The sequence below is a fragment of the Paenibacillus baekrokdamisoli genome (assembly GCF_003945345.1).
Classification (GTDB): domain Bacteria; phylum Bacillota; class Bacilli; order Paenibacillales; family Paenibacillaceae; genus Paenibacillus_Z; species Paenibacillus_Z baekrokdamisoli.
In genome coordinates this window covers 5,887,096-5,901,778 of record NZ_AP019308.1, presented here as the reverse complement: position 1 = coordinate 5,901,778, position 14,683 = coordinate 5,887,096, and the positions used below count along the sequence as shown (strand labels likewise).

Annotated in this window: 12 protein-coding genes; 1 reads left to right on the top strand and 11 read right to left on the bottom strand. The window is 48.1% G+C overall.

What is annotated here, in order from left to right:
• Positions 1 to 232: 232 nt before the first annotated feature.
• The 7 genes from EKN16_RS25940 to EKN16_RS25910 all read right to left on the bottom strand — a co-directional run bounded on the left by EKN16_RS25940 (position 233) and on the right by EKN16_RS25910 (position 8,506).
• Positions 233 to 1,366: a glycosyltransferase family 4 protein gene (locus EKN16_RS25940; protein ID WP_125663706.1), complete on the bottom strand. Its 1,134-nt coding sequence runs from the start codon at positions 1,364 to 1,366 to the stop codon at positions 233 to 235.
• 103 nt (positions 1,367 to 1,469) lie between these two features.
• The gene (locus tag EKN16_RS25935; protein WP_125663704.1) at positions 1,470 to 2,243 is read right to left on the bottom strand and encodes a WecB/TagA/CpsF family glycosyltransferase; all 774 of its coding nucleotides are present in this window, start codon (positions 2,241 to 2,243) and stop codon (positions 1,470 to 1,472) included.
• 13 nt (positions 2,244 to 2,256) lie between these two features.
• On the bottom strand, positions 2,257 to 3,486 hold the full coding sequence (gene csaB, locus EKN16_RS25930; RefSeq protein WP_125666694.1) for a polysaccharide pyruvyl transferase CsaB: 1,230 nt from the start codon (positions 3,484 to 3,486) through the stop codon (positions 2,257 to 2,259).
• Complete coding sequence (locus tag EKN16_RS25925) at positions 3,435 to 5,549, bottom strand: DUF5693 family protein (protein WP_125663702.1); 2,115 nt, start codon at positions 5,547 to 5,549, stop codon at positions 3,435 to 3,437. Before EKN16_RS25925 ends, csaB begins: the two co-directional genes overlap by 52 nt.
• Before the next feature lie 12 nt (positions 5,550 to 5,561).
• Entirely contained in the window at positions 5,562 to 7,268 is a 1,707-nt protein-coding gene (locus EKN16_RS25920) for a phospho-sugar mutase (protein ID WP_125663700.1), read from the bottom strand.
• Positions 7,269 to 7,359: 91 nt separating this feature from the next.
• Positions 7,360 to 7,791, bottom strand: a complete 432-nt coding sequence (gene fabZ / locus EKN16_RS25915) for a 3-hydroxyacyl-ACP dehydratase FabZ (RefSeq protein WP_125663698.1) — start codon at positions 7,789 to 7,791, stop codon at positions 7,360 to 7,362.
• Positions 7,792 to 7,924: 133 nt separating this feature from the next.
• Complete coding sequence (locus EKN16_RS25910; protein ID WP_125666692.1) at positions 7,925 to 8,506, bottom strand: CDP-alcohol phosphatidyltransferase family protein; 582 nt, start codon at positions 8,504 to 8,506, stop codon at positions 7,925 to 7,927.
• A 272-nt stretch (positions 8,507 to 8,778) separates the two neighbouring features.
• On the opposite strand from EKN16_RS25910, the gene EKN16_RS25905 reads away from it, so the two are divergent.
• Entirely contained in the window at positions 8,779 to 11,010 is a 2,232-nt protein-coding gene (locus tag EKN16_RS25905; RefSeq protein ID WP_183530679.1) for an Ig-like domain-containing protein, read from the top strand.
• 138 nt (positions 11,011 to 11,148) lie between these two features.
• Here the strand turns inward: EKN16_RS25905 and EKN16_RS33260 are convergent, their stop codons facing one another.
• The 4 genes from EKN16_RS33260 to mreB all read right to left on the bottom strand — a co-directional run bounded on the left by EKN16_RS33260 (position 11,149) and on the right by mreB (position 14,595).
• Entirely contained in the window at positions 11,149 to 11,505 is a 357-nt protein-coding gene (locus tag EKN16_RS33260) for a DNA-directed RNA polymerase subunit beta (protein WP_232016023.1), read from the bottom strand.
• A gap of 17 nt (positions 11,506 to 11,522) precedes the next feature.
• Positions 11,523 to 12,344, bottom strand: coding sequence for a flagellar hook-basal body protein (locus EKN16_RS25895; RefSeq protein ID WP_125663694.1), 822 nt, complete (start codon positions 12,342 to 12,344; stop codon positions 11,523 to 11,525).
• Between the two features lie 34 nt (positions 12,345 to 12,378).
• Positions 12,379 to 13,242: a flagellar hook-basal body protein gene (locus EKN16_RS25890; RefSeq protein WP_125663692.1), complete on the bottom strand. Its 864-nt coding sequence runs from the start codon at positions 13,240 to 13,242 to the stop codon at positions 12,379 to 12,381.
• A gap of 357 nt (positions 13,243 to 13,599) precedes the next feature.
• Entirely contained in the window at positions 13,600 to 14,595 is a 996-nt protein-coding gene (gene mreB / locus EKN16_RS25885) for a rod shape-determining protein MreB (RefSeq protein ID WP_125663690.1), read from the bottom strand.
• Between the last annotated feature and the right edge of the window lie 88 nt (positions 14,596 to 14,683).

Below are 14,683 nucleotides of genomic sequence, written 5' to 3'. Positions count from 1 at the left end.
CTGTACTCTTGTTATCGGCGCTAAAATGGTAAAAGTTTAGATTACAATGAGAAATAGCTGGATGAATTGCCACTAAGGATATCCTGTTGTCATAACCTTGCCGTAAAGGTAATCCACTTTCCTTTCAATTAATAGCTAAGGCTTGGGTTTACCTTCATACCCAATGAAAACATCAAAAACTCCGCTTCCAGTTTGGAAGCGGAGTTTTATTTTACCAGTTAGATTGGTTTGGTTATTTGGAACGGGATTGCTCTGTACGCATAAGCACACGCTGAATGAAGCTAAGTACAGGTCGGCGAGACTTATCGACGATCCCAATGAGTTCAGCGCCAATTTGTAAAACAAAGACGAGCACCAGGATAACAGCGAACGTGATCCAGTTGGCTGCGGTCGATTGTACAATGGTGGATTGCAGAATCGCACAGATGCCGAAGAAGGTTGCAATCGCATAAATGATTAGCACAGTCTTCCGATGGCTATAGCCCAGTTCACGCAAGCAATGATGCAGATGACCCTTATCAGGGGCAAAGATTGGCTTCTTATTCACCCAGCGACGTACGATGGCGAAGAATGTATCCGAAAGCGGTACACCAATGATAAGAAGCGGTGTGAGGAAGGATACAATCGTTACCTGCTTGAATCCAAGCATGGAGAGCGTTGCGAGACTGAACCCTAGGAATAAGGAGCCGGTGTCGCCCATGAAGATTTTGGCAGGATGGAAGTTGTAGGCGAGAAAACCGATGATTCCTCCAAGGAGCAGGACACTAAGCAGAATAACAGGTGCGAAGCCCATGATAGCCGCCATGACCATAATTGTCCCGATCGCAATCGCAGAGACACCCGCTGCCAGGCCATCCAATCCATCAATGAGATTGATCGCGTTCGTTACGCCCACAATCCATAAAATCGTCAGCGGAATACTGATCCATGAAGCAATCGGCTGCATCGCTTCCCCGAACGGGATGTTGAGCAGGTCGATTTTGACGCCAAAGCCGAGCACAACAACGCACGCGGCAATGATTTGGCCGAGCAGTTTTACTTTAGCTGATAATTCGAACCGGTCATCCAAAGCACCTATAACGATGATAATGGATCCCCCGGCAAGCATGGCATTAATTAAGTTGGTATCGTAGTTGCGCAGCAAACCGTCTGGAATGAACGGTTTAATGACGAAATAAGCGCCAATAAATGCTGCATATATCCCAAGTCCGCCTAAGCGCGGCATAATACGCGTATGAACCTTACGGTGATTGGGCTTGTCTATAGCCCCGACTTTGTAAGCCAATTTAATAACGAATGGAGTAAGTACAAGTGCAAGAACAAGCGAAATTATGAACCCTACCACATAAAGAACGACCTCAGTCATCTCCATCTCCCTTTCAAAGCTACCGCCGGAATGAATTATACGCTGTTTGAAAAAGAAATACCACTCTCATTTTCAAGCATTTTCAGCGATTTTATCCAACTTTTCAGGTGGTTGGACGATGTTTCCCGACGTTTTCTTTATCTCGCATCACTTTGACTACGAATTTCGGCAGAGCGAACATTCTCTTGTACCGTGATGGCTGCTGAAGAAGCCGGTAGAGCCATTCCATACGCATCTTCTGAAAAATCTTGGGGGCACGTTTTAGATTGCCCGAAATCACGTCAAAACTACCGCCAACACCCATAATAACCGGAACCCCAAAAGCTTCTTTATACTTACTTATCCAAGGCTCCTGTGTATCAACAGAACGTGCAACGAATAGGAGATCCGACTCGCTTGCACGTATGTACTGGACAACCTCTTCATCCTGATCAGGACCGAAATAACCGTTGCGATAGCCCACTATCGTTACGCCCGGATATTGCTCCTGCAGCTTGATCGCGGTCTGCTCAATAATTGCCTGTGTCGTTCCCAGTAGGAAAACGCGCCAGCTGCGCTGCTCCCCAATCTGCATTAATCGGTGAAGCAGATCGTATCCAGCTACACGTTCTGTAACTGGCTGGCCGATATGCTTGGCAGCCCAAACCACACCGGTACCATCAGGTACGACGAGCTCTGCATCACACATGACTCGGTGAAAATTCGGCTGCTCCAGCGCAGCCATGACCATGATCGGATTACCCGTGATGACCTGAGTCGGTTCACGGCGTTCCACCCGATTGATCAAATATTGAACGGTATCGGTCATATTTAGTTTGGAGAAGCGAATACCGTATATCGAAACGGTAGGTACGCTCTGAATGGCAGCTTGGCTCATTCTTGTTGTCACCTCAATTATTTAAACGCAGCAGCTTAGCAATTTGTTTCGCTGGCATGCGTGCTTCTTGCTTTAATTGGTTAATCGCTTGTTGATGCTGCGCTCGCCATGCAGCGGGATCGTCCAGCAGCCGAGCCATCTCGACTACGAAGCTAGCTGAATCGAGCGATTCCGTCGTGCCAATCGGCTTAATGCCAATCCGGCTGAGGAACTGGTCGATCTTCGGATCGTAAGAGAGTCCAACCATGGGAACTGACTGGTTGGCCGCGTAGATCAACGCGTGCAGGCGCATGCCCAGCAGCGCGTCACACCGGCTGACCTCCAGCAGCATGTGCTGGGGGTCGTCGCCTGACGTGGCAATCTCAGCTGTGCTTGCGCCGAGATCGCCGATCTGCTCGATCACCCATCGTGACGCTTCTGCGTCTGATGGGGTGTGAAAGGGCAGGAACCGCAGCCGCACAGCTCGGCTGCGGGCCAGCGCGCCCAGCGCCGCGGCGACGCGCGCCAGGTCGGCGCCGTCCTTGCGCCAATGGCGCAAGGACACGCCGACCAGCGGCAGGCCTTCCGCCGCCGCTGCAGGCGCATCCGCGCGGCCCGGGGCCGCCGCCGGCATAGCCGCGGCCCCAAGGCCAAGCCCGCCAGCCGCAGCAGCTTCGCGCGCAAGCGGCTTCGCTGCCTCCGGCAGCGGCAGCCCCATGACCGGATCGGGTACAACGTCGATCCGCTCACGCGGCAGACCGATTCGCCCAAGAAGCTGGGCGGATCCCTCATCCCGCACAGACACATACGCGCTGCGCCGCATAACGCCGCGGATCAGTCGATCCATCCACCGGCGGTTCACCGGCCCAATGCCTTGCGCGTAAATGAACGTCGGCTTGCGAAGCAGCTGTGCAAGCTTCAGCACGCCCGTATAATAAGGAATCGTCTTCGCGCTTGTCGCATCCTGCAGCAAGCTTCCGCCGCCGCTGATAAGACCATCGCTGCTGCGAATAGCTCGGATAACCTCGCCGAGTCTCATCCGATGCACGGCTTCGACACCGTACATCTCACTCGTCCATGCCGGATCGATGGATAAGACAATCGGCACTATCTTCACACCTTCCTGCGCGCCTTCTTCCTCCAGTGCGAACAGGATAGATTTCAAAACAGCTTCATCACCGCTGTTGCTGAAACCATAGTAACCCGAAATAACTACACGCCGGACTTGGAGTTCTGTTTCGCCTGCGCGAAGCGAGGTGACCATCGTTTCCACACTCCCTCCAGCACTTGCCATATTCCAACAAGGATTACTCCAAGCAGCGCACCGATGACAAGACCCAACATGACCCGAATAATAGAAATCGGCAGCGGGGTATGAATGTGAGCAAAAGTATCTACGAGCGATAATTGACCAATCGCCCCAACAATAAAGAGTACCCATGCTGCGCGGTAACGAAGTGCCAGAAACAGGCCTAAAAAAAACAGCGGATGAGAGAGCAGCTCTTTCGTCCGCGGACGAACGCCAAAGGTATTCTCAAGCATACTCCGGAACATCAAGTCTAAAGAAGAAGTTTTCCCTGCATTACCAGTACGCGATAAATAATATAGCCCCGCAACACCGACAACTACAGCTATAACAACCCACAAGACCGTAATTTGCATCTTGAGCAGCTTACGAATGTTAGCCAGAACTGAATCGCCCGTGTATAGAAATACATATATCGCCGCAAGTGCGATAGGCGCTAGATGGAGTAAGCTAACGCCGCGGAACTGTTCGAGCACAAGCTTATACGTCATATTATTGAGCAGCCCAACAACAAAGGGAATACCTGCAATCGAGATCAGAGAGGTTGTCGCAAAAATGGCAATGGCCATCGTAAACCGACGCCCCGCACTAATTCCCGGGAATATCATTCTCATTCCTACTGTAAGACCCGGTGAACCTCCAGCATCAACAGCCCCACCAATCGGCCTCCGATTACCCACGGTATGAGCTCTCACACGTCCAAGCGCCCAAATAATCGCAAGTGTTGGTGCACTGATTGCTGCACCAAGCGCGAGACCTTGCTCGAACATCGATTTGGAGAGCACATATAACCCTGCACTGCCAATACAAGCGAGTAAGAATATCGGCACGAGGTATCCTGGCACGAACGCACTGACCAGCAGAGAAATAAACGCAATGGCACCTAGTGCAACTAGAGCTTTAAGCGGCTTCTGCCAAGAAGGCGGAGATTGATAATCAAATGCTTTAGCATCTCCTGTCGTGAATCCTAGCTTGTCCAGCTTGGCAATGGCTCCATTATCCCCTTGCAGCGAATCATAGAGATTCTGTAAGGAGTTGGTGATCGATGATTTGGAAACACTGCTAGTCGGCGCACTGTTCAGATAGAACATCCGAATACTGCGGTCCTTAACAGCCAGCTGGAATCGATCCACTATCGCATCCGGTTTCATCGTCGCCGCATCGCTATCAGAAAGCGAATACAGTCTTGCTACATTATAATGAGTCAAATAAGCAAGACTATTCATGCCTTTCTGCGGCTTCGAATTCTCTATTGTTGTGATTCCCATTCCATTCCGGTTTAAAATTTCTGCAAACGAAGCGATGCTCTTCTTCTCCGGATTGTCACCGTACCCTTTAACCGCGTCACCTTCAAATATAATACGCGATACACCAAGCTTCTTATAATCGGTAAGCAGCTTATCGATAGCCTCTTGATTATAAGGTGTACGATCTGAGAAACGAGGCACGATGGCAAACCCTGCATCATGTAGCGTTTGTACCGCTATCGGATCCGGACTCATCGTCTTCAGGACAGCATTTTGCACTGGCGTCTGGATCACAAGCCCAGACTTTTCTTTATAACTCCAAGGAGATACCTCGATCTCCCAGTTTTTGAAGGTAGCTTCAATCATTGGCCGCAGAGCCGCTTCCTCGTCCTTACCTGCAAACAGCAGATAGGTGTAGTTCTCGTTTGCCGGCTTCGGCTTATCTGTCAGAACACTGACATCCTGCGAATTATAAAGTGTCAATCGGCCCGCCCAGCTCAAATCCTGAAGCGAGCTCTCGACCACCGCCATGGAATGGACGCCTGCGTCCTTCATTTTGACCAGCTGCTCTTTAATATAAAGCTGCGGGTGCGCCTGATAAGAAGCAATTTGAACAAGATCACGATAGTCAAAAACAAATTCAACCTGATTGGATGTTTTCTCCATTTGCCAACGAGTCACACCTATGGGCAGTGCGGCGATAACGCCGACTATAGTAAGCACCCACAGTAATAGATGTACCCTTCGATTCCATTGCTGCCAATTTTGTCGCACCGGTTCCACTCCTTAAGCCTTGTTGTCCACACGTTCCATGACCGCTTGCGTCAATCGTTGTACAGCCGACGCAGCATCTGCTTGCGAGCTGCCGCATACTGCAAAATAAACCTTAATCTTCGGCTCTGTGCCGGATGGACGCAAACAGAACCACGAGCCATCTGCGAGCATGTACTTTAACACATTCTCAGGGGGTAATCCATCAAGACCTGGAAGATAATCAAGCACCTTTGTTACATGTACTCCAGCGATTTCAGTAGGCGGGCTTTGACGCCAGTCATCCATAATACCCGCGATTTGCTGTACGCCGTCCTGCCCCTTAAGCGTACGGGATTCCAAATGCTCTAGGTAATAGCCAAACTTCGCATATAGTTCAAGAAGGACATCATACAGCGTTTTGCCTTGGCTCTTATAATAAGCAGCAGCTTCACAGATCAACAATGAAGCGATTACCGCATCTTTATCACGGGCATAAGTACCTGCTAGATACCCATAGCTTTCCTCATAACCGAATAAAAAAGTGTGCTCACCGGTCTTCTCATATTGAGTCATTTTCTCACCAATATATTTGAAGCCTGTCAGCGTGTTAACGACCTCCGCACCGTAAGAACGGGCGATATCCGCACCCATCTCGCTCGTTACGATCGTTTTGATAACTACACCGTTAGAAGGGAGCTTACCGCGTTCTTTCAACGTGCTGAGCAAATAATTGACCATAATCGCACCGGATTGATTGCCTGTCAAGACAACATATTCACCTTCATTATTACGAACGACGGCACCCATACGGTCGCAATCCGGGTCCGTGCCGATAATAATATCTGCTCCTACTTCCTGTGCAAGCTTGATGGCGAGCGTGAACGCTTCCCGCTCTTCGGGATTCGGTGATTTGACCGTGCTGAAATAACCGTCTGGCTTCTCCTGCTCAGGCACGACATGAACCTGATTGAAGCCCGCTTGCTTCAGTACATGACGTACAGGCCAGTTTCCAGATCCGTGAAGCGGTGTGAACACAACGTTGAAGCTATCACCTAAACCACTTTTTAACAAATCGCGGTTCAAGCCATGAGATACCACTGTATCTATGTAGGCAGCGTCATCAGCTTCTCCAAGCCAGCGCAGTAAGCCCTTAGCTTCTGCTTCCTCACGGCTGATTCGGCCAATTTGATCAAAGCTGGTAACACCCTGTATGGAACGAATCACCTGCTCTGCATCCTCTGGAACCAATTGACAGCCATCAGAGCCATACGCCTTGTAGCCGTTATATTCAGGGGGATTATGACTAGCTGTAACGACAATACCGCTAGAAGCACCTAACACACGTACGGCATACGACAGCTGAGGCGTCGGACGAAGTCCGTGGAACAAATAGGCTGTCACACCGTTCGCCGCAAGCACAAGCGCTGCATCAAGCGCGAATTCCGGAGAGTTATTGCGAGAATCATGAGCGATCACAACGGAAGGATTATCCTTCTTTTGACCCAGTATCCAGGTAGCAAGGCCCTGCGTCGCTTTACCAACCGTATAGATATTCATCCGGTTCGTTCCTGCTCCCATCACCCCGCGCAGTCCGCCAGTGCCGAATTGAAGCTCCCGATAGAATCGATCCTCGATTTCTTTCGTGTTGCCGCTAATTGCTGCTAGCTCTTCTTTCGTTGAAGCATCAATGGCAGAATCTCCAAGCCATGCCTGATATCGCTCTAACGCCGTTTGTGTCATTCAATCGCCCTCTCTTCACGTTAATATTAGTAACTTCTATATGTCTCATTCTTCGTGTATACCCATAATACAGCCATTTATAGCACCTTGGTCATTCTGGATCTTTAAGCGCGAACATGATCTCGCCTTCAGCAACAACCTTATCGCCTACTCTTGCGGTAGCTTGGCCTTTGCCAATAATTCCTTTAAGGCGGGTAATCTCGACCTCAAGGGTCAACGTATCTCCTGGCGTTACTTGACCGCGGAAACGGAAATTATCTATGCCCGCAAAAAATCCAATCTTGCCTTTATTGCCCTCTACCATGAGTATAGCAACTGTACCAACCTGCGCAAGCGCCTCTACAATTAGTACACCTGGCATAACCGGATATTGTGGGAAATGACCGGTAAAGTAAGGCTCGTTCATCGTCACATTCTTAATGCCTACCGCTCGCTTCCCTACCTCAACCTCAAGGATACGATCAATGAGCAGAAAAGGTGGACGGTGTGGAATAATCTCTTGGATTTGTCTAATATCGAGCATTTATATAACTCCTTTCGAAATTCACGTTTAAATTATTGGTTATTGTGCCACAATAAGGCCATCCTTCCCGAAACTGCAGTCGCGGAAGGTTAAGATAGAAAGAGGTTGGCCGCATGAAGATAAACTTTAGCGGTCAATCTCTTTTTTGCATTCTCCGCTTGATTATCGTCTTTCGCTGCTTGTCATCCGTCAGCTTGACTGGCTGCTCTTCCTCGTTATTCAAAGAGACGAACAGGAAGATATAGATGAAGGATGTTACAAATGAGAAGACGATTACCCCCCACAAATAAGTTTTGGCAAAGGGCTGTTCAAAGAAAATAAAGAGAATGGCCAAATAATAAAGTGCTGTTGTTAGTTTGCCCATCCAATTGGCAGGCACTGTCTTTTTCCCTCGAAAATGAAAAAACGCCGACCCGATAATCATACCCACATCCCGTATGAAGATAGCCGCTCCCGCACTCCATGGAATATGTCCCGTTATGAGCAAGGATAGAATGACCGCGATCATCATCATCTTGTCAGCAAGCGGATCAAGCATGGCGCCAAGCGAAGTGACTTGACCGTTTCGGCGAGCTAAATATCCGTCTAAAATATCTGTTAGTCCCGCAACAACGACAACTAGGAAGGCCCATTTCATATGTCCCAAGGAAAAAATAACGATATAGACGGGAATTAACGCAAAACGCATCATCGTCAATAAAGTAGGCAGATTCAAACCTTCACGCTCCCTTAGTTGTGCGGGATGTTGCTCAAAGTTCCTCACCCATTATACCTCTACCCCAGGAAAAATAAAACTCCTGTACCTTAGCGTGGCGAAGGCTTTCCCAGCCTTTAAAGGCCTATCTGAATAAACATTATTGGAAATTCATGGTTTTCCACTTCAATTTCTTCGTTCTCAAGCCGTTAAATAGTAGAGATAAGCAAAAACATCTGCCGCTTTCTCATCTATGGCAGAAAATAAATGAAGCTGGAGGAATTCAAATCATTATGAATCACTTGAAGCAAGCCATCTCCACCCGGGTTATTCGCACATGGCTGTCCGCTGGTCTCGCACTCCTTCTCACTCTTTCGACTTTCGCTGGTATTGCATCTGCTGCAGAGGATACCGTTACTAATTTCAGCTTTTATTCCCCCCCTTCCAATGCTGCCTTGTATGTAGAAGAAACTTATGAGCTGCAGGTCAATGCCACTTTGCTGTCCACTGCTGGCGCCACTACAACTAAAGACGTAACAAGCGATGCTTCATGGTCTTCCAGCAATCCGGCTGTTATTAAGGTAGACAAAGGCATTCTTACTGGTGTCTCGAACGGCGATGCTACCATTAAAGCGCAGTATAAAGGCAGCACCGTAACCATCAAATTCACATCTTCTTATAAGTACGATAGCATCTCCCTCACAGACACGAATGGCACAGCAGTCGCAGATACAGCTGATGTTGAGCTTGGACAAGCGATCGAATTTGGACTTAAGGCAACAAAGAATGCTGTGGACGACAGCAGCAGCAGTATCAAAACTTCAGCAACCTGGACAAGCTCGAATACAGCTGTTGCAACTATCAGCGCAGGTAAAGTAACCTTGCTTGCTGTCGGAGAAACAACCATTACCAGCTCCTACAAAGGAAAGTCCGATTCCATTAAACTGAAAGTCGCTTCACCCTACAAAACCTTTACGATTTCACCAGATAGTCTCATGGAATTTATCGTTGGTGCAGAAAGTAAAACATTAATCGCCTCTGGCGTACTCAATTCCAATAGCACTCCCGTACCATCTATTAGTGATGCCAAATGGTCTACAGGCAATTCGGCCGTAGCTACCGTTGTTGGCGGTGTTGTAACTCCAGTAGGACCAGGGACGACTCAAATTACTGCTTACCATCTAGGATCATCCGCAACCATTAACGTTGTCGTACGTCCTGCGTATGAAGCAATGCGCATCTCACCTAAGGAAGAGCAGCATTTAACGATCAAAGACAGTCCAATCCCTTTTACACTAACGGTTATTAATAGCGATGAGAGTACAGTACCGGTAACTGATCAAGCCACTTGGACCTCAAGTAATGTATTTGCAGCAACTGTTGATGTAGACAAAACTAAAGGCACTGTTGTAGTCTCGCCTAAAGGCGTCGGTACAACAACCATTAAAGCAACGTACAAGGGGCTAACCCAACAGGTTAACATTACCGTGTATCCAACCGTGTCCACACTAACGGTAGCAAGTGATACCGTCGACGTGTTCCAAAATGATGTTGTCACCCTTCCCAAGGTCACTGCAAAAACATTAGCAGATGAGACTGTAGACATCTCTAACCTAGTGGATTGGACAAGCAGTAATACAGACGTCGTGGCATTGGTCAATAACAAATGGACAGCCAAAAAATTAGGCAGCGCTGTCCTTAAAGCACAAGTTACGGATACCAAATTTGTTACTGTCACGATCAATGTGAATCAGAAGCCGTTAGTGCTGACTACGGATCAAGATACGATGTCCATCGTTGTCGGTAAAGAAGCGCAGTTCCCTACCGTTACCGTAACTTACGAAGACGGCGAAGTTCTAGATGTTACCAGCAAAGTAACATGGAAGAGCTCATCTGCGAATTTGCTGCTGAAATCCCCAAATATGAAGATCACGAATATGAAGGGTCTGGTCGCATCGAATGTGACGTTAACCGCAACCTATTTGGGTAAATCGACCGTTATTCGGATTACAATTGAAGAAGAGATCACAAAACTATTCGTAGATGCTGCCACTGTTGTCCTGAATCCTAATAAAACAAAGACACTTAAAGTGACAGGCGTCTACAAGAGCGGTAAGTCAGTCACACTAAGCTCCAAGATGAACTGGACTCTGACACCGGAGACCGTCGCTTCTATAAACGGCAGTACCATCAAAGGACTAGCTGAAGGCACTGCCAAGCTGGTTGGCAAGTATCAAGAGCAAACGCTTCAGGTTACCATCACAGTCGTTCCTAAGCTGAAGAAGCTCACACTCAATTCTAAAGCCTTTACGATGAGCCCTGGTGCAAAAGGAACGATCAAAGTTAACGCGGAATACGAGAGCGGCCAAATCGTCGATGTATCAAATACAGCTGTGTGGACATCCTCTAACGAAAATGCGGTTGTTGTGAATGGCGGTTCTGTCACAGGAATTGCAAAAGGCTCAGCAACGATTAAAGCAACCTTTGATGGGAAGTCAGTAAGTGTGCGTGTGACCATTAAATAAACCGTTCGTAAAAAAGAGGCCCTTTGCAGATAGTCGTCGCATCGACTGCTGCAAGAGGCCTCTTCTTTATGTGCAAAAAAAAACCCACTCATCGAAGAGTAGGGGTTCTTAGGGGAATATTCTCTATGGTTGACTTCTTTATGAACCCGCAAACACCAGGTCGTACATATGCTTCCATGTGGCCAGATCGAATACTTCCGACGCTGGTCGTTTACCCATAACCGCATAACCAATGTACATCCCACCTACGATTGCAATGACACATAACGACGGTATGACGCTTTTGCGGAGCATCCATAATAAAATGCGGAGTGCCAGGTTTCGTTTTGGAAGGACCTCGTTCTTGTCCTTCGACCGAACAACCTCAGCATCCCGCTGTTGATTAATATCTCGTGTAGCTGTATTACTGCCAGACGGCTCTATACTAAGCAGACTTGAGCGTTCCGCTTGGGAGACGCCTTCAAGTCCCGCTGCCGTTTCTTTCTTCGTTTCCATACGGTTCAACTCATTTCCTACCCGCGCAGGTTATTGGCTAGCCCGAGCATCGTATCACTTGAGGATAATGCTCTTGCGCTCAGCTGGTAAGCGCGCTGTACACTAATCAGTTCGGTCATTTCATCGGTTAAGTTCACATTCGATTGCTCCAAAAAGCCTTGACGAATAGTGACTCCAGTTCCATCGCCAGGAACAACCTTCTGAATGACAGCCGCCACATTGACACCATCAGCTACGGTAAATAAATTATCCGATACTTGCGATAGAAGTGAAGGCTTCACAGCTTGTACCATTTTCAACTGTCCAAGTGCAACCGTTTCTCCTGAAGCAAGCTCACCAAGCACATGACCAGCTGTATCAATACGCACCGCATGCACCTCAGGCGGGATTTCAATATGCTGGTCATCAACGGAAGAAACCGCATAGCCGTCCTTTGTGGTCAATATATTGTTTCCACTACTGTCGAAGGAGGTTTGGAAAGTACCGCCACGTGTATAAGCACGATTACCAGCAGCGTCCGTAATAACCTCGAACAGTGCGTTTCCTTCAATTGCTATATCATAGGGCTGATCCGTTTGTTGAAGCGGACCTTGCGATAAATCCGGCTGTATATTCGTTAATCGAGAGCCCCAGCCCTGATTAAATCCAAGCGGAGTGAGACGACCAGGCTGAGAGAAGGAGCTCGGCTGCTGCTTCAAGGTCGTTAACAAATCCTCAAAATTACCCTCTTTACGCTTATAGCCCACTGTATTGGAGTTAGCGATATTATCAGCAAGGATGTCAAGCTTTTGCTGTAGTCCATTCATAGATACCATTGCATTAATCATGGAACCATTCATCGCCCTAGGCCTCCTTCTCGAATCCGCTCAAGCATTAGATACGTCCTACTTCATTAACTGCCTTGTCTAAACTTTTATCATAAAATTGAATGACTTTTTGGTTCGCTTCATAGGCGCGTGCCGCTGACATAAGATCAACCATCGACTGTGACGGATCCACATTCGAGCGTTCTACATAGCCCTGACGCACTTCAACACGGTCATTCGCAGCAATTGCGCGGGCATTGTTACCATTGCCTTTAAGTGTGAATTTCCCGTTACCTTCGCGAATGAGCTCATTCGGATTGTCTACCCGAGTGATCAGCAGCTGCCCCACACTCGCTCCCGTAGCCGAATTAATCAACTGATGCTCTTTGTTAAGAGTGAGGTTGTCCATCGACGTACCCGGTTGCAATTTAATAGGTGCCCCATTCGTTCCAAGTACCTTCGAGCCATCTGACAGCGTCAAAAAGCCTTGCTGATCCAAATTGAAGGAGCCATTCCGCGTATACCTGGTTTGACCATCTATATCTTGAACCGTAAAGAAGGCTTGCGGTTGAAAAGTTGTTTCCCCTGTCGGAGCCACATATTTGCCTGAGGCATCAAAGGTAATACCAGGAACAGCAATGTCTGACAGAATAGCAAAGTCGTTCGAACGGTTCGTCTGCGTCAGGTCCCCCTGCAAATTAATTTGCAAGCTCTCCTCAGCAAACACCCCTGTGTTCACATGACCAATTACTTTACCTTCCCCTTCTTTAACCCCAGTAAGCGAAAGCAGCATATCTGGAAAAGAACGAGTTACCGCGTTATTTTGTTTGTAGCCTGTCGTATTAATATTAGAGATATTGTTCGTCACTGTATCGTGACGATGCTGTTGAGCAACCATACCAGCCGCAGCTGTATAAAGACCTCTTAACATCGATTAGCCTCCTGGGGCGTTTCGGAGAAACGCGGCATCGTAAGCATGAGCAGACGTTTCGGAGAAACGTTACATCGTAAGCATGAGCTGACGTTTCAGAGAAACGTTGCATCGTAAGCATGAGCTGGCGTTTCGGAGAAACGCTGCATCGTAAGCATGAACTTAGCGTTTCGGAGAACGCATACCTATATCCTTATATCGGAAAATTCCCGTGTACGATGAATAGAACGTCTATGTGTCTTTTGACTCATTTATCATTTCATCCCCTTCGGCGCGCTCCCCAAAGCGCCCTACCTGAGAACGAAAGGCCGCCCTATTGGCGGCATCTCTGAGTCTTTATGGTTGATCGATCCATTCTTATCGTTTTCTTGGTGATCTGTCTAGGTAATCCAGAAGGAGGCCTGTCCCTTTAACGACACAATGCATAGGATCTTCTGCTATGAGCACAGGAACTTTAAGCTCCTCAGCAAGCAAAGCATCAAGACCGCCAAGCAGCGCACCGCCGCCAGTTAGAATAACACCACGATCGATAATATCTGCCGAAAGCTCCGGTGGAGTTCGCTCCAGCACAGATTTAGCAGCTGCTACAATCGAGGATACTGGCTCCCAGAGCGCTTCGCGCACTTCTTTGGTGTAGATCGTAACGGTGAGCGGTAAGCCAGATACCATGTCTCGTCCACGGATATCGATTTCGTCTTTACGACCATCGTCATACACGGTACCGATTTTGATCTTGATATCTTCACTCGTCCGTTCACCTATCAAGAGCTTGTACTTGTTCTTTATATATCTCATGATAGCGGCGTCGAACTTGTCTCCAGCAACCTTAATCGAAGAGGCGGTCACGACGTCGCCCATTGAAAGCACGGCTACATCCGTCGTTCCACCGCCAATATCGACAACCATATTTCCGCTAGGCTGATAAATATCCATCCCTGCGCCAATTGCAGCTGCTTTTGGTTCCTCTTCTAAGAAGACATCCTTGGCTCCGCTCCGTTCAGCCGCTTCACGTATCGCTTTTTGCTCTACCGATGTAATGTTAGTAGGTGCACAAATCAGGATACGTGGACGGCTGTACCAGGAGCGACCTCCGACGCGATCGATAAAAGCTTTTAGCATAATCTCTGTAATTTCAAAGTCGGCAATAACGCCGTCCCGAAGCGGTCTTATAGCGATGATATTACCTGGAGTCCGTCCAACCATACGATGCGCTTCTTCGCCCACCGCTAATACACGCTTGGTTTCACTCTCAATTGCGACGACGGAGGGCTCATCCAACACGATGCCCTTCCCTTTTACGTGAATGGACACATTTGCTGTTCCCAAATCAATTCCAATGTCCTTGCTAAACATAAGTCAAAAGTCCTCCACGGCGAATAGTAGTCGAGTTAACGTTCATCTCGTACAGTATTCGCTGAATGGAGCGAAATTCCTCTATTTT

What these genes read in the sequence shown, in the direction of transcription:
- EKN16_RS33260 (WP_232016023.1), bottom strand. Translation starts at nt 11,505, where the DNA reads ATGGAAACGAAGAAAGAAACGGCAGCGGGACTTGAAGGCGTCTCCCAA.
- mreB (WP_125663690.1), bottom strand. Translation starts at nt 14,595, where the DNA reads ATGTTTAGCAAGGACATTGGAATTGATTTGGGAACAGCAAATGTGTCC.
- csaB (WP_125666694.1), bottom strand. Translation starts at nt 3,486, where the DNA reads ATGGTCACCTCGCTTCGCGCAGGCGAAACAGAACTCCAAGTCCGGCGT.
- EKN16_RS25890 (WP_125663692.1), bottom strand. Translation starts at nt 13,242, where the DNA reads ATGTTAAGAGGTCTTTATACAGCTGCGGCTGGTATGGTTGCTCAACAG.
- fabZ (WP_125663698.1), bottom strand. Translation starts at nt 7,791, where the DNA reads ATGCTCGATATTAGACAAATCCAAGAGATTATTCCACACCGTCCACCT.
- EKN16_RS25940 (WP_125663706.1), bottom strand. Translation starts at nt 1,366, where the DNA reads ATGACTGAGGTCGTTCTTTATGTGGTAGGGTTCATAATTTCGCTTGTT.
- EKN16_RS25895 (WP_125663694.1), bottom strand. Translation starts at nt 12,344, where the DNA reads ATGAATGGTTCCATGATTAATGCAATGGTATCTATGAATGGACTACAG.
- EKN16_RS25905 (WP_183530679.1), top strand. Translation starts at nt 8,779, where the DNA reads ATGAATCACTTGAAGCAAGCCATCTCCACCCGGGTTATTCGCACATGG.
- EKN16_RS25935 (WP_125663704.1), bottom strand. Translation starts at nt 2,243, where the DNA reads ATGAGCCAAGCTGCCATTCAGAGCGTACCTACCGTTTCGATATACGGT.
- EKN16_RS25920 (WP_125663700.1), bottom strand. Translation starts at nt 7,268, where the DNA reads ATGACACAAACGGCGTTAGAGCGATATCAGGCATGGCTTGGAGATTCT.